A 22875-nucleotide genomic window follows, 5' to 3' on the forward strand; every position below is an offset into this window, starting at 1 on the left:
ACAACGCGGGCATCCTGCGCGACAAGTCCTTCGCCAAGCTCAGCTGGGAGGACCTCGACGCCGTCCTGGACACGCATCTGAAGGGTGCGTTCTACGTCTCACAGCCGGCCTTCGCGGTGATGAAGGAGAAGGGCTACGGCCGCTTCGTCTTCACCTCGTCCAACTCGGGCGTCTTCGGCAACTTCGGGCAGGCCAACTACGGCGCGGCCAAGATGGGTCTGGTCGGACTGTCCAACGTCATCGCCATCGAGGGCGCGAAAGCCGGCATCCTCTCCAACTGCGTGTGCCCGGTCGCCGCGACCCGCATGACCGAGGAGCTGCTCGGCGACCTGTCCAAGCTGGTCCGTCCGGAGCTGGTGACGCCGCTCGTCACCTTCCTGGCCTCGGAGGCCTGCACGTTCACGCACGAGACGTTCTCGGCCGCCGGCGGTCGCTATGCGCGCGTCTTCATCGGTCTCGCCCCCGGCTGGTACGCCGGCAAGGACACCGTCGCCACGGCTGAGGATGTGCTCGACCACCTGGCCGAGATCGAGAACCAGGAGGGCTACATCGTCCCGGCCGCGTCGTCGGACGAGCTCGGCCAGCTGCTCGGCGTGCTCGGCAGCTGAGCCGGCCGCGGCCGAGGGGGTCGGAGTCAGCGGCCGAGCGGGTAGCTGGTGAGCAGCGAGATCCCGGAGCGGTCCCGGATGAGGATCACCGTCGCAGTCCGGACGAACCGCACCCGATCGTGGCGGTCGACGCCGTACCCCACGTTGTAGGGCAGCTTCCACTGCAGCCGTAGCGGGTCGTCGCTGCCTGCCTTCAGCCACGCCCGCACCGTGTCCTTGTGCGCCGCGAGCGTCTGCTCGATCGCGTCCTGTGCGCTCGGCTCGCTCCAGTACGTCGAGGCGAACCGCAGTCGGTCGCCGCGCACCCGCCCGAGCAGGTAGGCCTCGGGCTTCGCCACGTGCCGGCCGATGGTGTGGCCGACGCCCTCGTTCAACCTCAGGTCGATGCTCCCGCGCCGCAGTTCGCGCGTGGTCTGCCTGAGCAGCGCGACCTCGTGGGCGATCTCGGGGTCGACGATCTTCCCCTGCCGGTGGAGCAGGCCGACCAGGGCCTCACGTCGGTAGTCCCGCCGTTCCGGCCACAGGTCGCGAGCCTCGAGCTCGTCATGGGCGTAGCTGCCGCCGCCGGCGATCACGAACGCCTCCGAGATGCCGATCGGGCTGAGGCGGTGGCCCGTGCTCGCCTCGTGGGCGGCCTCGGCGCCCGCCCAGCTGGTGCTTTCGACCAGGTGCGGCGCGGCCCGCTGGGCGATGGCCGGTGTGGTGCGCAGCCAGGCCGAGCCCTCAAGCACCTCGTTGCCCTTGGCTGCGGCCACACCTGCAACGAACGCGATCCCACCCGCCTCGAGCGCCCGTCCCCACCGGATCCGACCTCTGCTCACCTGGTCGTAGCCGGCTGAGCCGACTGATCCCCACGCGAACTGGGTGAGGTTGGGGGCGACGAAGCGAAGCAGTGGGCGGAGCCAGGACAGGTCGGCGAACGCGCTGTCGACGCCGGCGGCGGCGGCCACGTCCGCGGTCGCCGCCGCGCCCGCCGCCTCGATGGCGCCACTGACGGCGGCCGTCGCGGCTGCTGCCTCGATCGCGCTCGCCGCGCCCATCGTCACGACAATCGTCGTTAGGCCGACCGTCGCGACCGCACCGATCACGAGCAGCTTGTGCAGCGAGAAGCCGTGGTGATGATGCGCGTGTTCGAGCCGGGTGGCGTAGGCGTCGAGGTGATCGGCGGTCTCGCGTAGCCGCCGGGTGGCGGTGGCGGCGGTCGCGACGAAGTCCTCGGCCGGGCCGTCGATCCCGCGGCGCCCCTCGCCGTGCCAGGTGGCGGTCAGCTCGGAGATCACGTGCGTCACCTGGCGTTGCGTTCCCGCGATTGCCTCGGCGAGGTCGCGGCAGGCCGCGGCGACCCGGCGGGCGGCCGCCGGATCGCCGTTCACCTTCGGCACCTCAAACCTGCGCGGTCCCACCACCGCCGCGGTCCCGACCGTCACCTCGGCTCCACGACCCGCTGGTCGACGGCGGGGTAGAGATCGGCCAGCGCCGTAAGCGCATCAGCCAGCCGCTCCACGTCGTCGACGAGCGCATGCACCACCTGCTCGGCGCGCGCGACCGTGCGGCCGATCGCCGGACCGGCCTGCGTCCCGAGGTCTGGGACGTCGGCATGCGCCAGCCGGCAGAACGACGTACCCGCGTCACCCAGGCGCGTGCTCGAGCGGCGAAGCGCGACTGCGGCAGCGCTCAGATCGCGCGGACGGACGGTGAGCTCCATGGCCAGGCAGTGTGGCGGTGCGACCGGGTGCTGTGCCGCCGTTGTCCACAGGGGGCAGGATGGTCGCCATGGTCGTCGCTCGGGTGATCGGCGTCGTGGTCGCGATCGGGATCATCGGCGCGACCACGGTCAGCGTCATGCGCACGCTGATCATCCCGCGGGCGAGCCTCGGCAAGATCGGCAGCAGCGTCGACTTCGTGGTCGACCGGGCGTTCGTGATCCTGACGAAGCGGTTCAAGGACTACCGGGACCGCGACACCGTCCTCGCGGCGCAGGCCGCGGTGTACCTGCTGAGCCTGCTCGTCACGTGGCTGGCCGGGTACCTGGTCGGCTTCTCCTTGCTGCTCTGGCCGTCCACGCACCACATCGGGCACGCCTTCCGCGAGGCCGGCTCGTCGATGTTCACGCTCGGTTTCGTTGCGTCGAGCGGTGGCGGTGCCACCGCGATCGACGTGATCGCAGCGGCGCTCGGCTTGTTCGTGATCGCCGCGCAGATCGGTTACCTGCCGACGTTGTACTCGGCGTTCAACCGCCGCGAGACCGACGTCGCCCTGCTCGGCTCACGCGCCGGCGCACCTCCGTGGGGTCCCGAGCTGCTCGCACGTACCAAGTGGGGCATCTACGGCGATCGCGACGACCTGCCGTCCTTCTACGTGATCTGGGAGCGCTGGGCGGCGGATGTCGCCGAAAGCCACGCGAACTACCCGGTGCTGATGCGCTTCCGCTCGCCGCAGCCGTACTCGTCCTGGCTGGTCGGCCTGCTCGCGGTGATGGACTCGGCGGCGTTGCTGCTCTCGATCGCGCCGAGCCGCGACCGGCTCGAGCCGAGGCTCGCCCTGCGCATGGGGTTCACGGCTTTGCGGCAGCTCGCTCGTGCGGTCGGCATCCCGTTCGTCGAGGACCCAGACCCGGACGGAGAGATCCTGCTGAGCTTCGAGGAGTTCGAGGCAGGGGTGCAGCGACTGGTAGACGTCGGATTCGAGGTCGAGCGCACCGCGGCCGAGGCGTGGCCGCATTTTCGCGGCTGGCGGGTGAACTACGAGTCGATCGCCTACGCCCTTGCCTACTCCACCGACGCCGTTCCCGCGCTGTGGTCGGGACCACGGCGCTGGCCGCACGAGCCGGTCGCGCCGCAGCGTCCCGCGAACCGCCGACCGACCGAGGCGCAGCCGGCCGAGGCACAGCCGGCCGAGGACTGATCGCTTGGGTCTTGGTGGCGGCGACGCTCAGGAGCGGCGGCCGGCCCGTCCGGGCCTGCTGTCGTAGGCCCGCAGCGCGTCCTCCGCGGCCTGCAGCTCCGCGCGCAGCCCGGCGGCCTGCTGCTCGACCACCGTGCGACAGGCTTCCACGGTCTCGACCAGCGCCGCGCGCACCGCGTCGTCGTCGAGCTGCTCGGCGAACGCGCTCACCGCACCCGGACGCACCGCGGACGGCCGAGCCACCCGTCGTGCGCCGCGGGTCGCCTCGACCGTCCAGCCGCCGTCGCGGAAGCGAAGCGTGACGACCAGCGGGGGCACCCGCTTGCCCTTCGCGCGGCCGGCCGACCGGGCCCGCGGCATGGGAGCCGCCGGTTTTGGCGCCGGACTCCTGGCGGGCGCCGCTGCGGCTCGCGACGGCGCGGTGCCGGCAGCGGCCTTCGGCTTGCTGGTGAGCGCGAGCTCGGACGGTGCGAACGGCACCTCGTCCTTGCCGAGGCGCACCACGACGTACTCGCTGTCCTTCGGGTCGCCGAGCCGGATCACGTTGCCGCGGGTGCCGGCAGCGACCGCGGCCGATGCCACCCGGACGATGACCCGTGGACGCTCGCCGGCGCCGATCCGGGCGCGCAGGTGCGCCACGTCGGCGTCCGTCAGCGGTGGCGGGCTGGCGGCGGATCGACGGTTCGGCGGCACGCGCGGCCCCTTTCGAGAAGGTCGACCCGGCGATCGTAGGGCTAACCTCGGATTCGAGGAGGCCGACAATGGCGTTCTATCGACGCGTTGGTGATGTTCCGCCCAAGCGGCACACGCAACATCGCCGCCCCGACGGCGGCCTGTACGCCGAAGAGCTCATGGGCGAAGAGGGATTCTTCTCCGACTCCTCGCTGCTCTACCACCGCGCGATCCCGTCCGCGATCGTCGACATCCGGCCGTGGGAGATCCCCGGTCTGCAGACGACGGCGAACCTGCCGCTCAAGCCGCGGCACCTCGTGCTGCACGACCTCGTCGACGGCAACGAGTGGAAGCGCCTCGACCCGGTGACCGGCCGGCGGCTGATCCTCGGGAACTCCGACGTGCGGATCTCGTACGCGGTCGCGGGGGAGACCTCGCCGTACTACCGCAACGCCCTCGGTGACGAGTGCGTGTACGTCGAGTCAGGGCGGGCGCTGGTGGAGACGGTCTTCGGCGCGATCGAGGTCGGGCAGGGTGACTACCTGATCGTGCCGCGGGCGACGACGCACCGCTGGCTTCCCGACGGCGGCGAGCCGTTGCGGGTGTACGCGATCGAGGCGAACAGCCACATCACACCGCCGCGGCGCTACCTGTCGAAGTTCGGCCAGCTGCTCGAGCATGCGCCGTACTGCGAACGAGACCTTCGCGGGCCGGGCGACGTGATGCTCGCGGACGGCGAAGACGTCGAGGTGTTCGTGAAGCACCGGGCCAGCGGGGGCGGCATCGGTGGCAGCATCCACGTCCACGCGAGCCACCCCTTCGACGTCGTCGGCTGGGACGGCTGCTTGTATCCGTACGCGTTCAACGTCTCCGACTTCGAACCGATCACGGGCCGGATCCACCAGCCGCCGCCGGCGCACCAGGTCTTCGAGGGCGGCAATTTTGTCGTGTGCAACTTCGTGCCCCGCAAGGTCGACTACCACCCGCTCGCGATCCCGGTGCCCTACTACCACTCGAACGTCGACAGCGACGAGGTCATGTTCTACTGCGGCGGCGACTACGAGGCGCGCAAGGGCTCGGGCATCCGGCAGGGTTCGATCTCGCTGCACCCCGGCGGGCACACGCACGGGCCACAACCGGGCGCGGTCGAGCGCAGCCTCGGCGCCGAGTACTTCGACGAGCTCGCGGTGATGGTGGACACGTTCCGCCCGTTGGAGATCGGCGCGGCCGGCCTCGAGTGCGAGGACGAGAACTACGCGTGGACCTGGGCCGGCCGGCGGTCACTCTGAGCGAGTGCTTCCCGTACGGCGCATACAGCCACGACGGGACCGAGCGGCCTCGGCTGTGTGTGCGGGTGGGAGACAACCTGCTCGACCTTGCCGAAGCCGCCACCCGCGACTGGTTCCCGCTGTTGGACCTGATCGACCAGCCGACCCTCGACCGCTTGCTGGCGGCCGGGCCGGCTGCCTGGTCGGCGGTCGCCGAGCAGGTGCCCGCCTGGGCCGCCGATCCGGTCGAGCTGATCCCGATCTCCGAAGTGAGCTTGCGCCTGCCGTTCACGGTCGCCGACTACGTCGACTTCTATGCCAGCGAGGCGCATGCGGTGAACGTCGGGAGGGTGCTGCGACCGGGGCAGGAGCCGCTCCGCCCGAACTGGCGGCATCAACCGATGGGCTATCACGGGCGGGCAGGCACGGTGGTGGTGTCGGGGACGCCGGTCGTGCGCCCGCACGGCAACGTCGCAGCCGGTGACGGCGTCGAGTTCCGCGCGACGGCACGGCTCGATGTGGAGGTGGAAGTCGGCTTCGTCGTAGGCGTCGGCTCGGCGCACGGCCGGCCGGTCCCGATCGAGCGCTTCGCCGACCACGTGTTCGGCGTCGTGCTCGTCAATGACTGGTCCGCGCGCGACATCCAGGCCTGGGAGACGGTTCCCCTCGGCCCGTTCCTCGGTAAGTCCTTCCAGACCTCGATCTCGCCGTGGGTCGTGCCGTTGTCGGCTCTCGAAGCGGCGCGGGTCGGGGTGCCTTCGACAGGCACGCCGTTGTCGGCGTACCTCGTGGAGTCCGAGGCGTGGGGGCTCGACATCGATCTGGAGCTACGCATCAACGGGGAGCTCGTGTCGTCCCCGCCGTACCGGACCATGCACTGGTCGGCGGCGCAGATGCTCGCGCACCTCACCGTCAACGGCGCCAGCCTGCGCACCGGCGACCTGTTCGCCTCGGGCACGGTGAGCGGGCCGGCCGACGACCAGGTGGGGTCGCTGCTGGAGCGTTGGGCCGATGCACGTTTTCTCGCCGATGGCGACGAGGTCGTGATCAGCGCGAGCGCGCCTGCGGTCGACGGCTCCCGGATCGATCTGGGTGCGGTCCGGGGGACGGTGCTGGCTAGCCCTTCCTGACGGTGGTCTCGACGGCGGCGTTGACGTGCCCCATCACCCGGGTGAATCGGCGGTCCTTGAACCCGCTGAGCAGGAACGAGAACGTCACGCGGTGGCCGGAGAGCGTCGTCGTGTAGCCGGAGAGCGCGGTGTTGTGGTCGAGCGTTCCGGTCTTGGCGCGAACCCGGCCGCGCACGTGACGGCCGCACATCCTGCCTTCGAGCGTTCCTGTCTCGCAGGACAACGGAAGCGCGAAGTACACCCGTGAGTAGAACGACAGCGTCGTCAGCTTGGTGAGCCAGGCGACGATGGTGGCCGGCGACTCACGGTCGGCGTAGGACAGACCAGACCCGTCGTGGTCGATCCCGAACGGCAGCCCGAGTGCGGTGGCGACCGCGCGCACTGCGGCGACGCCGGTCGCCGGGGTGCCGTGGCCACTGAGCTGTGCACCTGCCTCGCGCAACATCATCTCGGCGTTGAAGTTGATCGAGTCCGTCAACGTCGCATCCGTGATCGCGGCCAGGTCAGGCGAGTGATGGATTGCCAGGGTGTGCAGGCCGCCCGGCGCGCCCTCGACTCTCGTCACGTGTGCCACAGTGATGTGCGACTTCCGCAGCGCCTTGCGGAACAGCGCCGCGTTGTACGGCGTCGGGTCGCGCTCGAACGACGCACCCGCTCGCCATTGGTTCTCGTCGACCGTGAACGCGTCGACGGTGCGGCTCTGGCCGGGTACGAACTTGCGCTTCCAACCGGCTACGCGGGTGGTGTGGCTGTAGCGGGTGTCGTCGACGATCAGGTGCCCGGTGACGTGGCGCAAACCCTTGGCGTGCAGGCGTTTTGCCAGCTCGCGCAGGTTCGCGATGGTGAGCGTCGGGTCGCCGGACCCGACGACCACGAGGTCGCCGCTGACGGTGTGGTCGACGATCGGCGCAGTGCCGTAGATTTTCGTCGCGTAACGGAACTCCGGGCCGACGAGGTCCATCAACGTGATGACGGTGAACAGCTTCTCGTTGCTCGCGGGCGGCGTCGGGTGCGATGCGTCATGAGAGATCGTGCCGAGGCCGCTGATCACGATGCGGTAGTCGACGTGTCTCGCCGTACTGCCGCCGATCGACCGGCGGACGGCAGCGGCCAGCGAGCTGAGCGCTCGGGAGTGACGGCCGGCGACGGAGGTCGCCGGGCGGTCCGTGTGGCTCGCTCGCGGAAGCGCCGAGGAGGCGGGGGTAGGCATCGCGAGCAGGCCGGCAAGTGCGACGAGCGAGGTGACGGCGAGCGGTCTCAGGCGGTGCGGCATCCGCTCCACCGTACGATGTCGCGGTGTCCGATGCGGGTCATGTCGTCGGTGTCGGCCCACACCCGCAACCGTGGCCGGACGACGAGCGGCTGGATCGCGATCTGCTGTCGGCAGGCGACCGGCGTAACGTCGTCGACCGGTATCGCTACTGGCGGCACGACGCGATCGTCGCCGACCTGGCCGCGCGCCGACGGACTTACCACGTCGCGATCGAGAACTGGCAGCACGACCTGAACATCGGCACGGTCGTGCGTAACGCGAACGCGTTCCTCGCAGCGGCCGTACACATCGTCGGAAGCCGACGATGGAACCGCCGCGGCGCGATGGTCACCGACCGCTACGTCGACATCCGCTACCACGCGACCGTGGAAGAGCTCGCGGCATGGGCCGAAGCCGAGGGTCTTCAGCTGATCGGCATCGACCTGCTGCCGGGGTCGAGCAGCATCGTGGATGCCGAGCTGCCCGAGCGCTGCGTGCTGCTGTTCGGGCAGGAGGGGCCAGGACTCAGTCCGGCTGCTCGCCAAGCGGTCAGCGCGGTCCTCCATGTGCCGCAGGACGGATCGACGCGATCGATCAATGCGGGCGTCGCCAGCGGCATCGCGATGTTCGAGTGGGTACGCCGCCACGCTGCTCGGGGCGGGTGACCGCGATGTCGTCACCCTTGGGCATGATCACAGGGTGACCCCACTTCCGGCCTGGTTGACCAGCACACTCGCATCCGACGGCGCGGCCGGCCGCGGAGCATTGCCCGGCTGGATCCAAGCGTTGTCGCCGGAGGCCGTCGTCGTCGGACCCGCGTTGGTCGTGGCCGTCGCGCATAACGACAACCGGGCGATGCGCGCCGTGCCCGATGCCGTCCAGGGTCCCGGCACGGTGCTCGTCGTCTCGTGCGGCGAAGAGTCGACGACGGCGATTCTCGGCGAGATCATCGCGCGCGAGCTGCTCGGCGCCGGCATCGTCGCGGTGGTGACCGACGGGTTGATCCGCGACCGGAGGGATGTTGCTGCCGCCGGTCTCCCGGTCTGGGCGCGTGGTGTGACGCCGGTCGCGTCGGCGAAGGAGGGTCCTGACCAGGTCGGTGGCTCGGTCACGATCGGCGGCGTTGCGGTTAGTGACGGCGACATCGTGGTGGCGGACGCCGACGGCGTCGTGATCTGGCCCGCGGCCGACGTCGAGCGGTTCGTTGCGGCGGCGGATGCCAAGCGGCGCTCCGACGACGAGCGGATGGCACGCCTCACCGGCGCCGGAGGTCTGGGCTAGGCCGGTGTTCGCCCGTTACCAAGTGGTCCTGCGCCGCCCGCACGTCGCGCGGATGCTGTTGACCGCGATGCTCGCCCGGCTGCCGCAAGGGATGTCGGGACTCGCGGTACTCCTCCTGCTCACCCCGCACGTCGGCTACGCGCGGGCCGGCCTGGCGACCGGCATCAGTGTCGCGACGTCCGGACTTTCCAACGTGCTGCTCGCGCGCGGCGTCGACCGGCTAGGTGCCCGCAAGGTGTTGGTTCCGTCCGCGGCGGTGTACGCCGCCGCGATGGTGGTTCTCGCGATCGAGTCGCACGGCAGCTACTCCGTACAGATCGCGATCTGCGCTCTTATCGGGCTCTCGACACCGCCGGTGACGTCAGTGTCCCGCGGACTGTGGCCGCGGCTGCTCGAGGAGAGCGAGGCGCAGGTCGTGTACGGGCTGGAGGCGACGGCCCAGGAGCTGATCTACATCAGTGGCCCGGCGGCGGTCGCGCTGATCGCAGGGCTGGCAAGCGCGCGCACTGCCGTGGTTGCAAGCGGGCTGATCGGACTGGTCGGAGTGATCGCGTACGTAACGGCGCCGCCGCTGGGCACCCCGCTTCGCGCAGGCACCACCCGCAGGGTGAAGCGCGTCCTGTTCGGCACCGGCGTCGTCTCCTACGCGTTGGTCGGGCTGTGCATCACCTTGGGTTTCAACATGACCGACATCGCGACCGTCGACTTCGTCGGCGGGCGCAAGGCGTCGGCGGCGGCCGGGGTGGTGCTCGCGGTGTGGAGCCTGGGCTCGCTGCTCGGCGGCGTACGGTTCGGGGCGTCGCGGCACGAGGTCACCGACCGGCGGCTCGCCAGGGTCGCCGGGCTCGCGGCGGGCGGGCTGGCGCTTGCCGCCCTGGCGCCCGATCCGGTGGGCCTCGCGGTCATCCTGCTTTTCGGGGGAGCGTGCGTCGCGCCGACGATGGCCCGGCTCTACACCCGGATGGGCGCGGTAGCGCCGGACGGGTCGACCACGGAGGCATTCGGCTGGCTTGCGGTCGGCTTTCTCTCCGGCTCGTCACTCGGCTCGATGCTGGGCGGAGTGTCGGTCGACGGTCTCGGTCCCCGCTGGACTTTCGTGCTTGCCGGCGTGGCCGCGTCCGGCGCGATGGCGGTCATCGCCGCGCGCCGCCCGGTAGCGTCGTCTGGTGGCCGCTGACAAACTGCCGATCCAGATGCTGCACGACCGGGTGCTGGTGACGATCGACCAGGAGCGCGGTGAGCGGCGTTCGAACGGCGGCATCGTGATTCCGGCGACCGCGCAGATGGGCAAGCGGCTGGCCTGGGCAGAGGCGGTCGCGATCGGGGCGCACGTGCGGACGGTGCAGGTCGGCGACCGGGTGCTGTACGACCCCGAGGACCGCGCCGAGATCGAGCTGCACGGCAGCTCGTTCCTGTTGCTGCGCGAACGCGACATCCACGCCGTCGCGGCCGAGCGCATCGACGACGACGCCGCCCCCGGGCTGTACCTCTAGCCCCGGCATCCTGATCTGCGGCACCTAACCGGCGGCACCTAACCGGCGTGGACCGCCGGCCAGGTGCGCGCGAAGCCCGGATGCAGCGGCAGCTCGGCGACCTCGTCGAGCGGCACCCATCGCAGCTCGGCGGTCTCATGCCCTCGCGGGCTCGCGGCGGGGGCGCTCGTCGTCGTCGCGAGCACCGTCCAGTAGGTCCAGCCCCCGTGGTCGTCGTCGTGGATCCGGTCCACGGTCAGGGTCCCGAGCGTGACGGCGACCTCCTCACCGAGCTCGCGCAGCGCGGCCTGCTCGGGAGACTCCCAGGACGCTCGCGCGCCGCCGGGCACCCCCCAGGTGTCGCCGTGGTGGGTCCACCAGGCCCGGCGCTGGAGCAGGACGCGCGTGCCGCCGGCCGCATCCGTCGTCCGGAGAAGCAGCCCGGCTGCGCCGTAGCGGCCCCAGTGCTGGTGCCCGGTGTCGCAGCGGACCCAGCCGTCGCCGTCGGTGAGCGGGTGGGTCACCGGACCAGTGTTGCCCCTGGCCGGGACCGGGAACGCTCCCGGCCGGTTTGATGTTGGAATAGGCATCGACGACCCCGACCAAAGGTGATGGTCATGCTGTTCAACCGCCAGAAGACGACGATGATCTCGGCCGACGAGGCGCTGCCCGGTCACGACAGCCGGCCGTTCACGATCGCCCCGAAGCACTACGTGCTCAACGCGCCGCTCGAGGAGCCATACCCGGACGGGCTCGAGGTCGCCTACTTCGGCATGGGCTGCTTCTGGGGTGCGGAGCGGATCTTCTGGCAGGTCGAGGGCGTGGTAAGCACCGCGGTCGGCTACCAGGGCGGCTTCAGCCCGAACCCGACGTACGACGAGGTGTGCTCCTCGCGGACCGGCCACACCGAGGTCGTGAAGGTGGTCTTCGACCCGAAGAAGGTCTCGTACGACGAGCTGTTGCGAATCTTCTGGGAGAACCACGACCCGACCCAGGGCATGCGGCAGGGCGGTGACTCGGGCACGCAGTACCGCTCGGCGATCTACACGACCTCGCCGGAGCAGCAGACCGCGGCCGAGCAGAGCGCGAAGGACTACCAGCCCTGGCTGACCAAGGCGGGGTACGGCGAGATCACCACCGACATCGAGCCGGCGAAGCCGTTCTACTACGCCGAGGACTACCACCAGCAGTACCTCGCGAAGAACCCGAGCGGCTACTGCGGCATCGGCGGCACCGGCGTATCGTGCCCGGTCGGCGTCGCGTCGGCTCCGGTCGAGGCGAAGGCTGCACCCAGCCCGGTCGTCTGAGCCCGTCGGGACGGCGCCGGCTAGGCCGACAGGGGCCAGTCGGCGACGGTCTCGTGGCGGGCCTGCTTGGGGCCGGGGGTTGACCGGACCAGTCGCAGTGAGGTCGCCGACCAGGTCGGCCCGGCGTACTCCCAGAGCGTCCGCAGCCGCTTGCTGACGTCGACCGGTGCGCCTCGAGCGCGTCCGAGGGTGAGGTGGGCGCGGAAGCGGCGTCGCTCCATCGCGAGCCCCTCGCGGCGACCGGCGGCGGTGCACCGCTCGGAGAGCCTGATGAGCTCGTCGACGTCTCCGGCCAGCCCGATCCACAGCACGCGGGCGGCGTGCGGACGGCTCGGGAAGCACCCGGCGCCCGCGAGCTGGAGCGAGAGCGGCGCGGTCCGCGCGGCAGCTCGCTCGAGGCGCACTGCCAATGCCTCGGCGCTGTCGTCGCCGACCTCACCGTAGAACGCGAGGGTGACGTGCCACTGCTCCTCGGGCAGCCAGCGCAGCGCGTCGTCGGTCTCGCCGATCGCCCGACGCAGGTCGGCGATCGCAGCGGGCGAAGGATCGATCGCCGCGAACAGCCTCATCCCGGCATCGTCTCGCGCCGACGTACGTTGATGCCGTGGATGCCGTGGATGCCGCGATCGCCAAGCGCCGCCGCGCGGGCGTGATCCTGCTCGACCAGCAGCGCCGCGTGCTGCTCTTCCGTGGCGGTGACCCGGCTCGACCCGAGCGCGGCACATGGTGGTTCACGCCGGGTGGCGGCGCCGACCCTGGGGAGACGTTGGAGGCCGCGGCACGGCGAGAGCTGTTCGAGGAGACCGGTCTGCGTTGCGCCGACCTCGGCCCGGTCGTCCTGCAGCGCCAGGTGGCCTTCCAGTTCGACGGCGAGGTGTACGACCAGGACGAGGTCTACTACCTGGTGCGGACGCAGGCGTTCGACATCGACGAAGCCGGATGGACGGAGGTCGAGCGGCGTACGACGCAAGAACATCGGTGGTGGCGGCTCGACGACCTCGCCGCGACGGCGGACGAGGTCTATCCGCCTGCGCTGGTCGACCTGCTGAGAGCCGTAGCCTGAACACGTGACAGATCACGCGAGCGCGACGTTGATGCCGGCGGCGTTCATCGGGCACGGCAGCCCGATGAACGCGCTCGAGACCAACCGCTACACCGAGTCATGGCGCGCGTTTGGCGATTCGGTGCCGACGCCGACTGCGATCCTCGTCGTCTCCGCGCACTGGTACATCAACGCGACCGCGGTCACCGCGATGCCGAGACCCCGGACGATCCACGACTTCTACGGTTTCCCGCAGGAGCTGTTCGACGTGCAGTACCCCGCGCCCGGGCTGCCCGAGATGGCGAGGGAAGTCGCCGACATCGTCGAGCCGACCTGGATCGGTGCGGACCTCGACTCGTGGGGGATCGACCACGGCACGTGGTCGGTGCTGGTCCATGCGTTTCCCGACGCCGACATCCCGGTCGTGCAGCTGTCGATCAACGCCGACAAGGGGCTCGACTACCACCTCGAGCTCGGCGCGAAGCTCGCACCGCTACGCGAACGCGGCGTGTTGATCATGGGCAGCGGCAACGTCGTGCACAACCTCGGCGGGATGAACCCGAGGCTGGCCGAGGACGGCTATGACTGGGCTCAACGCTTCGATGAAGAGGCGAAGGCACGGATGTCTGCCGACCCCGCCGCGGTGGCGACCCTGGACGGGCACCGTGACTTCGCGCTGGCGGCGCCCACCCCGGACCACTTCCTGCCGCTGCTCTACCTCGCCGGTCTCGCCGGCGCGGCGAACAAGGGCACGGACGTCCTCGTCGACGGCTACGCCTACGGCTCGCTCTCGATGACGGCGTACACCCTCGACCTCGACCCGACGGTGGCCGGCGGCGCGGTCACCGGCACGTCGCGCATGTCGCTGCCCGACGGCGTTCCGGTCGACGAGGCCAACATCTAGCGCGGAGTCAGGACCGCCTGGGTCTGGGTCGTCTTGGCGACCAGCCGGCCATCGGTGTCGAACAGCTCGGTCTCGACCACGATCACCGTGCGCCCGACGTGCAGTGGCCGGGCCACCGCGTCGACGTACCCTTCGCGCACTGCGCGCAGGAAGTTCGTCTTCGACTCGACCGTGGTCGTCCCCGCACCTTCGGGCAGGTTGAGATACGCGCACAGCGCGCCGGTCGTGTCCGCGAGGGCCATCAGCGCACCGCCGTGCAGGGCGCCGCCCTCTGTGCAGCGACTCTCGTGCCAGTCGAGTCGCGCGCGTACTTCGTGCGGCTCGGCCGCTGTGATCTCGATCCCGACCAGCCTGGCGAAGGGGACCAGGTCGCGCAGCGCAGTCAGTTCAGCGGACACCGCAGGCTCGCTCATTCGCTCAGTGTGCCCGGTGCGGTGCCGATGGCCCATGCGTGTCGCCCCGGCGACACCGGTGGGCCATGCGTGTCGCCCCGGCGACCCTCATGGGCCATGCGTGCCTAGGTGCCTAGGGGAGTACGACGGCCGGGCCGTGGTCGGTGAGGTCGACCGGCTCGAGATGTTCGGGCTCGAGCCCGTTGCGGCGGGCCAGCGCGAGCAGGTCGTCCAGGTGGTCCTGTGCGGCGTCGATCAGGTCCTGCTCACCGGTCGCCGCGGCCCTGGTGACGGCCGCACGGGCCGACGCGATCTGGCTGCGCATCTCGCGCTCGAACAGCGAAACGGGTGTGGTCGTCATGGGCGCACTCCTCATCGGATCGGGTTGTGCTCATGGGCGACGCTGCCCAGACGCATCGATGCCTGCCGGCCGGTTGCTAGCCGCCGGCGAGGCCAGCAACCGGGTACATCGTTTCACAGAGCAACGACATGCGAAACGGCGCCTCAGCGGCGCCAACCCGGTGGGGTGGGCACCGCCGAGGCGCCGTCTCGATGGGTCTTAGAGCCAGGCCTTCAACGTCGCCGCAGTGTCGCTGCGGCGCAGCTCGCGCAGGGTGTCGCGCTCGATCTGGCGGATCCGCTCGCGGGTCAGCCCGAGCGCCTTGCCGACCTCGTCGAGGGTGCGGGAGCGGCCGTCGTCGAGGCCGAAGCGCATCCGCATCACGACCGCGGAGCGGTCCGGCAGCGTGTCGAGCACGCTGCGCAGCCGGTCCTGCAGCAGCCCGAAGTCGACCACGTCGGCCGCGATCGGGGCGTCCATGTCCTCGATGAACTCGCCGAAGGTCGCCGTACCGTCGTCGCCGACCGGGGTCTCGAGCGAGAGCGTCTCGCGGCCATAGCCGAGGATCTCCTCGACCCGCTCGGCGGTCATCTCGAGCACCGCGCCGATCTCGCCGAAGGTCGGCTCACGGCCGTACTCGGTCGCGAGGTCCCGCTTGACCCGCAGGGCCTTGTTGATCTGCTCGACCATGTGGACAGGCACCCGGATCGTGCGGCCCTGGTCGGCGATCGCGCGCTGCAGCGCCTGGCGGATCCACCAGGTGGCGTACGTCGAGAACTTGTAGCCCTTGGTGTAGTCGAACTTCTCGACCGCACGGACCAGGCCGATGTTGCCCTCCTGGATCAGGTCCAGCAGGGTCAGGCCCTTGCCCTGGTAGCGCTTGGCCAGCGACACCACGAGGCGCAGGTTGGCCTCGAGCAGGTGGTTGCGGGCCCGGGCGCCGTCGGCGGCGATCGCGGTCAGGTCGCGGCGCAGCTTCACCGGGATCTTCGCGATCTCCTTCGCATCGGCCCGGCGCAGCTTCTCGGCGGCGTACAGGCCGGCCTCGATCCGGCGGGCCAGGTCGACCTCCTGCTCGGCGGTGAGCAGGGCAACCCGGCCGATGTCGGTCAGGTAGACCCGGACCAGGTCGGTGGTCGGGACCTCGTGGTCCCAGGTGTCGTCGACCTCGTCCTCTTCGACGACCGCCGGGCTGGCGGTCGGAGCGGCTCCGGGTGCGTCGGCACCGATCGTGATGCCGCGCCGGCGGATCTGCGTCATGACACGCTCGGCTTCGGCGGGGCCGACTCCGGCCTCGTCGAGCGCGCTGCGTACCTCGGCGAAGGTCAACGCACCTGCCTCGGCGGCCGAGTCGAGAAGATCCTCGACCGGCGCGGGCAGTACGTCGGCATCGGCGCGGGCGATGGTGGTGGTGCTCATGGCGTGCGGGGTTCCTCGGTCTCTGCGGTGGTTGTGCGGTCGGATCGTGCGGTCCTTTGCGTCTGCTCCGTCGTTACGTATGCTGCGTGGCGGTCCACCTGTGGCGACCGGCCCAGACGGTGCAACGTCGAGAGCACCGCCGGTTGTTCCGCGGTGCGACCCATCATTCTGCCTCATCCGTTCCTGGATGTCAGCCTCGGGGGCCTCTGTGGCGCGTCGGCCACTGGGCTGATACCCGGATTGTCCGCTTTTCATTCCGCCGTGGGGCGTGCTGATCACCCGTTCGGCAACGGTCCGGGCGCGCCGTAGCGCGCGCCGCGCGCCAGCGTTGCTCCCAGCGACTCGGCGACGTCGCGCGCGGTCGGGGTGTCGACGCCGAGCGCCATGACGCGGGCGCCGAAGCTGTCCGCGACCTTGAGCAGCCGTGCCACCGGAGCCGAGCGGGCGGCCCGGCCGGGCAACCGGAGGTCCACCTGGACGACGTCCGGACGGACGACATGGGCGCGGGACAGCGCCGTGTCGTCATCGGCGACATCGGTGAGGACGACCTGCCAGCCCCACTCCCTGATCTCCGCCAGGCCGGCGTCGAGCTTGACTCCGTCGGCGAAGGCCTCCGCGTGGATCTCGGCGGCGATCGAGAGCTCCCGGTTCGCTCGGCCCATCAGGCCGGCGAAGCGCGGCGGGCAGGGGGCGCCGTAGGTTTCCGGCTCCGGGGTGAGGTGCAGCTCGAGCTCGGGGTGGGCCAGCATGTCCTCGACCGCGAGCGCGCGGAACGCGAAGTCGATCCGCTCGACGAAGCCGAGGCTGCGAGCGCCGTCGAGCAGGCTCAGGGTGTCGCCGAGCTCGGTGCCGGGCGCGCCGCGGCCGGTCGCCTTGAAGCCGACCAGTGTGTCGTCGGTGAGCAGGTGGATGGGCTGGTAGTCGGGGCCGAGCTGGCGTGGCTGGGCGAGGAGCCCCTGAATGAGCTCACGGGTGTGAACCGTGCGCTCCAACTCCTCGCTGAGCGGCATACGTAGGAAGTCGGCACCGGGGATCGGTCGCCTGAGCGTCCATCCGGCGGTAATCGAGCTGTGATCTAGGTCTCAGCGCGGCGCGACGTACAGGGACTGGGTGCCGTGGCCGACCCGCCCGGAGGCGTCGTACAGGGTGGAGGCCGCCACCCCGAAGCCGGCCGGATCCACGGTCGTCGCAGCGTCGATGCAGAGCCACTCGCCGGCCGGGTAGCGGCTGAGGTGCACCGTCAGGTCCGGGTTGATGAACAGCCAGTCGCTGATCGGGAGGGTGCTCGAGACCCCGTTGCCGCAGTCGGCCAGCGCCATCAACCGTTGCAGGCCGGACGGCTCTTCGCCGTCGACGAGCGGCACCCGCTGGCGGGCCCACACGGTCGCCGGACCGAGGTCGTCCCACCCACCACGCAGGAACCGCAGCTGCATCGCGTGCAGGAACCCGCCCGACCACGCGCCACCGAACGACGTGTCGTCGGCAGGCATCGATGGGGCGTCGCTCGGCGGGGTGACCGCGGCCGGAAGCTCGAGCTCGGCGCGACGCACCCGCCAGCCGCGAGCACGCGCCGCAGGGCGGCCGCCGGCGACCAGCTCGGCGGCAACCAGCTCGACGCTGCGACCGGAGCGCTCGATCGTGCTGGACACCGCCACCTCGCCGACCGGCACCGGGCCGAGGAGGTCGACAACCATGCGTACGACGGTGCTCGGCAGCTGGGACGGCTCGCGTTCGATCGCCCGGGCCAGCAGCGCCGAGGGCGGGCCGCCGTGTTGCGCCGCGGGGTCCCAGGGACCCGCGGTGTGCTCGGTTGCGACGAAACGGTCCGGGTCGCCGGTCGGGGTGTAGAACGCGGATGCCACGGGGCGGCACCCTACGCTGCGGCAGTGACCGCCCTGCATGCGCTCGTCATCGTGGGGATCGGTCTGGCCGCCGGAACCGTCAACACGATCGTCGGCGCCGGGTCCCTGCTGACCTTCCCGACCCTGCTCGCCCTCGGCTACGCCCCGGTGCTCGCGAACGTCAGCAACACCGTCGGGCTGATCTCGGGCTCGGTGAGCGGAGCGGTCGGTTATCGCCGTGAGCTGGCCGGGCAGACCCGGCGGATCCTCGTGCTGCTGCCGGCCGTTCTCGTCGGCACCGTCATCGGCGCCAGCCTGCTGCTGGCGCTTCCCGGCTCAGCGTTCCGCCACGTCGTACCGATCCTGATCCTGTTCGCCGTCGTGCTCGTGCTGATCCAGCCGACCGTGGCGCGTCGACGGGCAGAGCGCGGCACGATCCGCGAGCACCCCGGAGCGTTGCTGCAGACCGGGACGTTCCTGACCTCGATCTACGGCGGCTACTTCGGCGCCGCCCAGGGCGTCGTCCTGCTCGGCTTGTTCGGCATCACCCTCGACGACGACGTCCAACGGCTCAATGCTGCGAAGAACGTGGTCGCGGCCACCATCAACGCCGTCGGCGCGCTGTTCTTCATCGCGCGTACGACGATTGCCTGGGACGTGGCCGGGCTGTTGTTCGTGGGCTCGACCTTCGGCGGCCAGATCGGCGCGGTCGTCGGCCGGCGGCTGCCGCCCAAAGTGCTGCGGATCGTGGTCGCGGTCGTCGGCACCGCGGTCGCGATCGACCTGCTGGTGACCGGCTGACCCCGCGCCACGCATGGCCCATCGGTGGGGCTATAGGGCCACGCATGGCCCATCGGTGGGGCTATAGCGCCACGCATGGGCCACCGGTGGCTGCGGGTCGGCGGAGTTTTGCGCGCCGGCGACAACCTCGGCGGCCGGTGCGGTGTCATCACTGGTGTGCAAAGCCGTGGCGAGGACTTCGACCAGTTCGTGCTGGGCGCGGGCACCGGATTGATGCGGATGGCGGTGGCCTTGACCGGCGATCGTACGGCGGCCGAGGACCTTCTGCAGGACGTCCTCGAGCGGATGTACGTCGCCTGGCCGCGGATCGACGAGCCGCTTGCCTACGCGCGGCGGTCGCTGGTCAACGCCTCCACGAACCGCTGGCGAGGTCGCGGTCGGCGGCGCGAGATCGCGCTGTCCGAGGCCGCGCACCTGACCGTGCCGGATCGCAGCGACGACCACGACCGCCGCGACCTCGTGGCGCGCGCGGTCGCCGCGCTGCCCGCCCGCCAGCGCGCGGTCGTCGTTCTGCGTTTCCTTTGTGACCTATCCGAGGTCGACACCGCATCCGTGCTCGGGTGCACAGCCGGGACGGTCAAGAGCCAGACTGCCCGCGCACTCGCGCGGTTGCGCGACTTGCTCGACGACGCCTCTGACGCCGAGCCGAACCTCACCCTGACGAGGAGCATCCGATGACCGTCGACGAGCGAGACCTGTCCGCCGCGCTGCACGCGCTCGACCCCGACCTTTCGCCCGACTTGGTGACGAAGGTCCGCGCCGGCGGCCGCCGCCGGTTGCTACGCCGCCGCAGCTACGTCGCTGCCGGTGTGGTCGCCGTGGGAGCGGCCGCCACGCCGGTCGGGCTCGCACTTCGCGCCGGTGGGGCTCCCGACCAAAGCGTCGGCGTCGCGGGTCACCATCGGGCGCGCGCAGCGTCGGATCTCTACGCTTCGCCGCCGCCCGTCGGCAGCCAGTGCAACAGCGGCTACTCGGCTACGCACAACCGAGCCGGGCACGCGCTCGCATCGACGTACCCGCAGCTGCTGCTGCTACCTCCGAATCAGCCCATCGACTACGCGTTCGTTCGCAGCCAGCGGCCCAGCTGCCCGTCGCCGCACGTGGCGCTGACCGCGGTCCGAGCGGGCGCAGACACGGACCACCAGGGTCTGGTGGTCGAGGGACCGAACGCGCCGACGGCGGTCGAGGACGGTCGGGCCGGCCCCACAATCGGCTTTACGGGTCAGACCGGCCATGAGCCGATCCTGGGCGAGCCGGGCAGCGAGTTCACGATCACGAGCAACGGGCACACCGACGCGTTCTGGACCGAACCCGACGGCGGACAGTGGTACGCCGAGGTTCGCCACCTGCCGCAGGACCAGGCGGTCGCGCTGCTCGACCACCTCGCGCTCGACCCGGCGGCCGGCACCGCGACCCTCAACGGCGCAGGGTCGGGCTGGAGCACCGAACCGGCTGCGGCCGACGTGCGTCCGGATCAGACCGGCATCGTCTTCTCGCAGTGGACCGATCCCGATGGCCACGAGGCCTCGATGACGGTGACCGAGACTCCGAACCGGATCGACCAGCTCGCGGCCGGCTCCTACGTCGACTTCACGTTTGTGACCGTGCGTGGCCAGCGCGCGATCCTCGCGCCCGACGGCGGCCAAGGCGGCGGCGTTCAGTCACTCACCTGGCAGGAGGCAGCCGACGTCCAGGTGTCTCTGACGATCGACAACGCCTCGGCCGCCGAGATCGAGCAGGTGGCGGACTCGCTGCAGCTGGCGAGCCCGAGCGACCCGAGGATCAGCAAGCACTGAGCCCTGCTGATCCGCACGCATGGCCCATCGGTGGGGCTATCGGCCCACGGATGGGCCATTGGTGCGGGCTACTCGAGGTAGTCGCGCAGCTTCTGTGAGCGGCTCGGGTGGCGCAGCTTCGACAGCGTCTTCGCCTCGATCTGGCGGATCCGCTCGCGGGTGAGCCCGAACTCGCGGCCGATCTCGTCCAGCGTCCGCGGCTGGCCGTCGGTGAGGCCGAACCGCAGCGCGACGACGGCGGCCTCGCGCTCCGGCAGCGTCTTCAGCACGCTGTCGAGCTCGCGCTGCAGCAACCCGAACGACACGACCTCTGCCGCGATCGGCGCGTCCGCGTCCTCGATGAAGTCACCGAGCTGGCTGTCGCCCTCGTCGCCGACGTTCTGCTCGAGCGAGACCGGCTCGCGGGCGTAGCCCTGGATCTCGACCACCTTGTCCGGCGTCATGTCGAGCTCGCGCGCGAGCTCCTCCGCCGTCGGCTCGCGGCCGAGGTCCTGGAGCATCTGGCGCTGGACCCGGGTGAGCTTGTTGATCTGCTCGACCATGTGGACCGGGATGCGGATCGTGCGGGCCTGGTCGGCCATCGCCCGGGTGATCGCCTGCCGGATCCACCAGGTCGCGTACGTCGAGAACTTGTAGCCCTTGGTGTAGTCGAACTTCTCGACCGCCCGGATCAGGCCGAGGTTGCCCTCCTGGATCAGGTCCAGGAACGCCATCCCGCGCCCGGTGTAGCGCTTCGCTACCGACACGACGAGGCGCAGGTTGGCCTCGAGCAGGTGGTCCTTCGCGCGCTGGCCGTCGGCGGTCAGCCAGATGTAGTCCTTCTGCGTGGTCTTCGACATCCGAAGCTCGCCGCAGTCGGCCTGGCGCAGCCGCTCGGCCGCGAACAAGCCGGCCTCGATCCGCTTCGCGAGCTCGACCTCCTGCTCGGCGTTGAGCAGGGCGACCCGGCCGATCTCCTTGAGGTAGGCGCGGACCAGATCGGTCGACGGGCCCGCGTTGTCCTCCTCGACCGCGAGCTCGACGTCGTCGTCCTCGTCCTCGACCAGCTCGCTGGCCGGCGGCTCGGCCTCGGGGTCGATCTCGGCGATCGCTCCGAGGGCCGGCTCGGCACCCTCGGCCGGCTCGGAAGTTTCGCCTTCCGGGGCGCTCGCAGCGGCGGCGGCCTCGTCGCCCTCAGGGTCGGCGACGACCGCCATCGAGGACTTTCGGCGACTGCGTGGGGAAGCGGACTTGGCGGGTGCAGACTCCTTCGACGGGCCTGCGGTGGCCTGGCGTGCGCTGCTCACTAAGGGCCTCTCCCGGGACACGGACTTCGCAGCCAGAGTAGCGCGGGTTTCGGCGTACCCGGCCCGCCAACCGGAACCGATCCGATGGCCCATCCGGCGGGCTGAAATCGTCATCGGACAACGGTCTGTGCGGTGGCGTCCGGGACCCCGGCGATCGCGAACGTCACCGTGATCGGGTAGCCGGTGCGGAAGTTGCGGCGGTCCGCGGCGTACGACGTGTCGGGCAGGTGCAAGATCAACGACCCGCCCGCTGGGACGACCAGCCGCTGAGCCGGAAACGGCAGCGGTTGCACCACTTCTGCGGTCGCGCCGTCGCCGAGGCGGTCGTGAACGCCGATCAGGTACGTCGGGGTCGGTTGCAGCGCCACCGGCCGGGGCGAAGAGTTGGTGAACGTCGCCCGCAGGCCGGTGAGCTCTGCGTCCGGGCTGTTGTGGCGCACCCGCAACGTGACGCGCAGTGCGCGCCACGCAGCGGGCGCCGACTGCACCGGCTCGCCGATGTCGCCGATCGCTCCCGCGACCAGAGTGGATGCGCTCCGGCCGCGGCACGCGGCCTGCGGCCCGTGCAGCGGCACGTCGAGGGTGCCGCGCCCGTAACGCAGCCGCACCGCGTCGACGGCCGGCCCGCACCACGACCCGGTCCACGAGAATCCGAGCGCCACCCGCCCGACCGCGAGCGCCGGCGCTGCGATGTCGGTCGCCGGATTGACCTGATCGAGATCGCCGGCGAGCGGGATCGCCGCGACCGCATGGCCGTCCGAGACGAGCGCCAGGGGTGTCATGGTGATGGGGAAGTGGCAGGTCCCTCCGATCGCCGTGACCACGCCGATAACGCCATTCGGGGTCGCCCGCAGCGTCCCGGTCGTGCGGATCCGGTCCCTGCGGCAGACCGGCAGTGGCGGTGGCGGGATCGACTCCGGGGGGATCGGCGCCGGCGCGACGTCGTACGACGATGCCGGGTCCCGCCCACCCGTCGGCCGCAGGACGGCAGCTGTGTCGTGGTGGTGGTGCGCCCTGAGCGCGAGCGGGACGGCAACCGCCGTGGCGGCCAGCGCCACGCCGAGTGCGGACGCGACGACGCGGCGGCGACCTCGTGGCGCCCCCCGCGGCGCCGACTCGAGCACGTCCCCGAGGTCGCGGTCGCGCCAACCGGTCACGGG

The 22875-nt window shown here is 70.9% G+C and carries 27 protein-coding genes; 14 read left to right on the forward strand and 13 right to left on the reverse strand.

Features of this window, described 5'->3' with window-relative positions:
• On the forward strand, positions 1-608 hold a 608-nt coding region (locus tag VME70_15940), incomplete at its 5' end, for an SDR family NAD(P)-dependent oxidoreductase (GenBank protein ID HTW21687.1).
• 26 nt (positions 609-634) lie between these two features.
• Here VME70_15940 and VME70_15945 read toward each other — a convergent pair.
• Together VME70_15945 and VME70_15950 are read right to left on the reverse strand one after the other, a co-directional pair.
• Positions 635-2035 carry an RNase A-like domain-containing protein gene (locus tag VME70_15945; protein ID HTW21688.1) on the reverse strand — a complete coding sequence of 467 codons (1401 nt, stop codon included), beginning with the start codon at positions 2033-2035 and terminating at the stop codon, positions 635-637.
• Positions 2032-2313, reverse strand: coding sequence for a hypothetical protein (locus tag VME70_15950; GenBank protein HTW21689.1), 282 nt, complete (start codon positions 2311-2313; stop codon positions 2032-2034). The genes VME70_15945 and VME70_15950 overlap by 4 nt, the downstream gene beginning before the upstream one ends.
• A gap of 68 nt (positions 2314-2381) precedes the next feature.
• On the opposite strand from VME70_15950, the gene VME70_15955 reads away from it, so the two are divergent.
• On the forward strand, positions 2382-3512 hold the full coding sequence (locus VME70_15955) for a hypothetical protein (GenBank protein ID HTW21690.1): 1131 nt from the start codon (positions 2382-2384) through the stop codon (positions 3510-3512).
• Between the two features lie 27 nt (positions 3513-3539).
• Here VME70_15955 and VME70_15960 read toward each other — a convergent pair whose 3' ends face one another.
• Positions 3540-4151, reverse strand: coding sequence for a DUF6319 family protein (locus VME70_15960; GenBank protein HTW21691.1), 612 nt, complete (start codon positions 4149-4151; stop codon positions 3540-3542).
• Between the two features lie 122 nt (positions 4152-4273).
• Here VME70_15960 and VME70_15965 point away from each other — a divergent pair, with 122 nt between their 5' ends.
• Both VME70_15965 and VME70_15970 read left to right on the forward strand, forming a co-directional pair.
• Positions 4274-5473, forward strand: coding sequence for a cupin domain-containing protein (locus VME70_15965; protein ID HTW21692.1), 1200 nt, complete (start codon positions 4274-4276; stop codon positions 5471-5473).
• A complete protein-coding gene (locus tag VME70_15970; GenBank protein HTW21693.1) occupies positions 5443-6582 on the forward strand; it encodes a fumarylacetoacetate hydrolase family protein in 1140 nt (379 codons plus the stop codon). Before VME70_15965 ends, VME70_15970 begins: the two co-directional genes overlap by 31 nt.
• On the opposite strand, the gene VME70_15975 is transcribed toward VME70_15970, so the two are convergent.
• The gene (locus tag VME70_15975) at positions 6569-7855 is read right to left on the reverse strand and encodes a D-alanyl-D-alanine carboxypeptidase (GenBank protein ID HTW21694.1); all 1287 of its coding nucleotides are present in this window, start codon (positions 7853-7855) and stop codon (positions 6569-6571) included. The genes VME70_15970 and VME70_15975 overlap by 14 nt on opposite strands.
• A gap of 23 nt (positions 7856-7878) precedes the next feature.
• Here VME70_15975 and VME70_15980 point away from each other — a divergent pair, with 23 nt between their 5' ends.
• From VME70_15980 to VME70_15995, 4 genes are read left to right on the forward strand one after another with little or no spacing between them, the layout of a single operon-like run.
• Entirely contained in the window at positions 7879-8499 is a 621-nt protein-coding gene (locus tag VME70_15980; protein HTW21695.1) for a TrmH family RNA methyltransferase, read from the forward strand.
• A 34-nt stretch (positions 8500-8533) separates the two neighbouring features.
• Positions 8534-9115 (forward strand): RraA family protein, encoded by a 582-nt coding sequence (locus VME70_15985; protein HTW21696.1) that lies wholly within the window; start codon positions 8534-8536, stop codon positions 9113-9115.
• A 4-nt stretch (positions 9116-9119) separates the two neighbouring features.
• Complete coding sequence (locus tag VME70_15990) at positions 9120-10292, forward strand: MFS transporter (GenBank protein ID HTW21697.1); 1173 nt, start codon at positions 9120-9122, stop codon at positions 10290-10292.
• Complete coding sequence (locus VME70_15995; GenBank protein HTW21698.1) at positions 10282-10608, forward strand: co-chaperone GroES; 327 nt, start codon at positions 10282-10284, stop codon at positions 10606-10608. The genes VME70_15990 and VME70_15995 overlap by 11 nt, the downstream gene beginning before the upstream one ends.
• Positions 10609-10646: 38 nt before the next feature.
• Here the strand turns inward: VME70_15995 and VME70_16000 are convergent, their stop codons facing one another.
• On the reverse strand, positions 10647-11111 hold the full coding sequence (locus VME70_16000; GenBank protein ID HTW21699.1) for an NUDIX hydrolase: 465 nt from the start codon (positions 11109-11111) through the stop codon (positions 10647-10649).
• A gap of 93 nt (positions 11112-11204) precedes the next feature.
• On the opposite strand from VME70_16000, the gene msrA reads away from it, so the two are divergent.
• Entirely contained in the window at positions 11205-11894 is a 690-nt protein-coding gene (msrA, locus tag VME70_16005; GenBank protein HTW21700.1) for a peptide-methionine (S)-S-oxide reductase MsrA, read from the forward strand.
• A 20-nt stretch (positions 11895-11914) separates the two neighbouring features.
• Here msrA and thpR read toward each other — a convergent pair whose 3' ends face one another.
• Positions 11915-12463, reverse strand: a complete 549-nt coding sequence (gene thpR / locus VME70_16010; protein ID HTW21701.1) for an RNA 2',3'-cyclic phosphodiesterase — start codon at positions 12461-12463, stop codon at positions 11915-11917.
• 35 nt (positions 12464-12498) lie between these two features.
• On the opposite strand from thpR, the gene VME70_16015 reads away from it, so the two are divergent.
• Together VME70_16015 and ygiD are read left to right on the forward strand one after the other, a co-directional pair.
• Positions 12499-12957 (forward strand): NUDIX hydrolase, encoded by a 459-nt coding sequence (locus tag VME70_16015; GenBank protein HTW21702.1) that lies wholly within the window; start codon positions 12499-12501, stop codon positions 12955-12957.
• Positions 12958-12988: 31 nt separating this feature from the next.
• Entirely contained in the window at positions 12989-13840 is an 852-nt protein-coding gene (gene ygiD / locus VME70_16020) for a 4,5-DOPA dioxygenase extradiol (protein ID HTW21703.1), read from the forward strand.
• Here ygiD and VME70_16025 read toward each other — a convergent pair.
• The 5 genes from VME70_16025 to VME70_16045 form a co-directional block, all read right to left on the reverse strand.
• Complete coding sequence (locus VME70_16025) at positions 13837-14253, reverse strand: PaaI family thioesterase (GenBank protein HTW21704.1); 417 nt, start codon at positions 14251-14253, stop codon at positions 13837-13839. The two genes, ygiD and VME70_16025, sit on opposite strands and share 4 nt — an antisense overlap.
• A gap of 112 nt (positions 14254-14365) precedes the next feature.
• Positions 14366-14593, reverse strand: coding sequence for a hypothetical protein (locus VME70_16030; protein ID HTW21705.1), 228 nt, complete (start codon positions 14591-14593; stop codon positions 14366-14368).
• Between the two features lie 198 nt (positions 14594-14791).
• Positions 14792-15991, reverse strand: a complete 1200-nt coding sequence (locus tag VME70_16035) for an RNA polymerase sigma factor (GenBank protein ID HTW21706.1) — start codon at positions 15989-15991, stop codon at positions 14792-14794.
• 275 nt (positions 15992-16266) lie between these two features.
• Positions 16267-17001, reverse strand: a complete 735-nt coding sequence (locus tag VME70_16040) for an EAL domain-containing protein (protein ID HTW21707.1) — start codon at positions 16999-17001, stop codon at positions 16267-16269.
• 72 nt (positions 17002-17073) lie between these two features.
• On the reverse strand, positions 17074-17853 hold the full coding sequence (locus tag VME70_16045; protein HTW21708.1) for a thioesterase family protein: 780 nt from the start codon (positions 17851-17853) through the stop codon (positions 17074-17076).
• 24 nt (positions 17854-17877) lie between these two features.
• Here VME70_16045 and VME70_16050 point away from each other — a divergent pair, with 24 nt between their 5' ends.
• The 3 genes from VME70_16050 (at position 17878) to VME70_16060 (ending at position 20429) form a co-directional block, all read left to right on the forward strand.
• Positions 17878-18633 (forward strand): sulfite exporter TauE/SafE family protein, encoded by a 756-nt coding sequence (locus tag VME70_16050; protein HTW21709.1) that lies wholly within the window; start codon positions 17878-17880, stop codon positions 18631-18633.
• A 75-nt stretch (positions 18634-18708) separates the two neighbouring features.
• Positions 18709-19311 (forward strand): SigE family RNA polymerase sigma factor, encoded by a 603-nt coding sequence (locus VME70_16055; GenBank protein ID HTW21710.1) that lies wholly within the window; start codon positions 18709-18711, stop codon positions 19309-19311.
• Complete coding sequence (locus VME70_16060; GenBank protein HTW21711.1) at positions 19308-20429, forward strand: hypothetical protein; 1122 nt, start codon at positions 19308-19310, stop codon at positions 20427-20429. The genes VME70_16055 and VME70_16060 overlap by 4 nt, the downstream gene beginning before the upstream one ends.
• Before the next feature lie 68 nt (positions 20430-20497).
• Here the strand turns inward: VME70_16060 and VME70_16065 are convergent, their stop codons facing one another.
• Together VME70_16065 and VME70_16070 are read right to left on the reverse strand one after the other, a co-directional pair.
• Positions 20498-21808, reverse strand: a complete 1311-nt coding sequence (locus VME70_16065) for an RNA polymerase sigma factor (GenBank protein HTW21712.1) — start codon at positions 21806-21808, stop codon at positions 20498-20500.
• 17 nt (positions 21809-21825) lie between these two features.
• Positions 21826-22872, reverse strand: a complete 1047-nt coding sequence (locus VME70_16070; GenBank protein ID HTW21713.1) for a hypothetical protein — start codon at positions 22870-22872, stop codon at positions 21826-21828.
• Positions 22873-22875 lie beyond the last annotated feature (3 nt).

Source organism: Mycobacteriales bacterium (assembly GCA_035504215.1).
Taxonomy (GTDB): domain Bacteria; phylum Actinomycetota; class Actinomycetes; order JAFAQI01; family JAFAQI01; genus DATAUK01.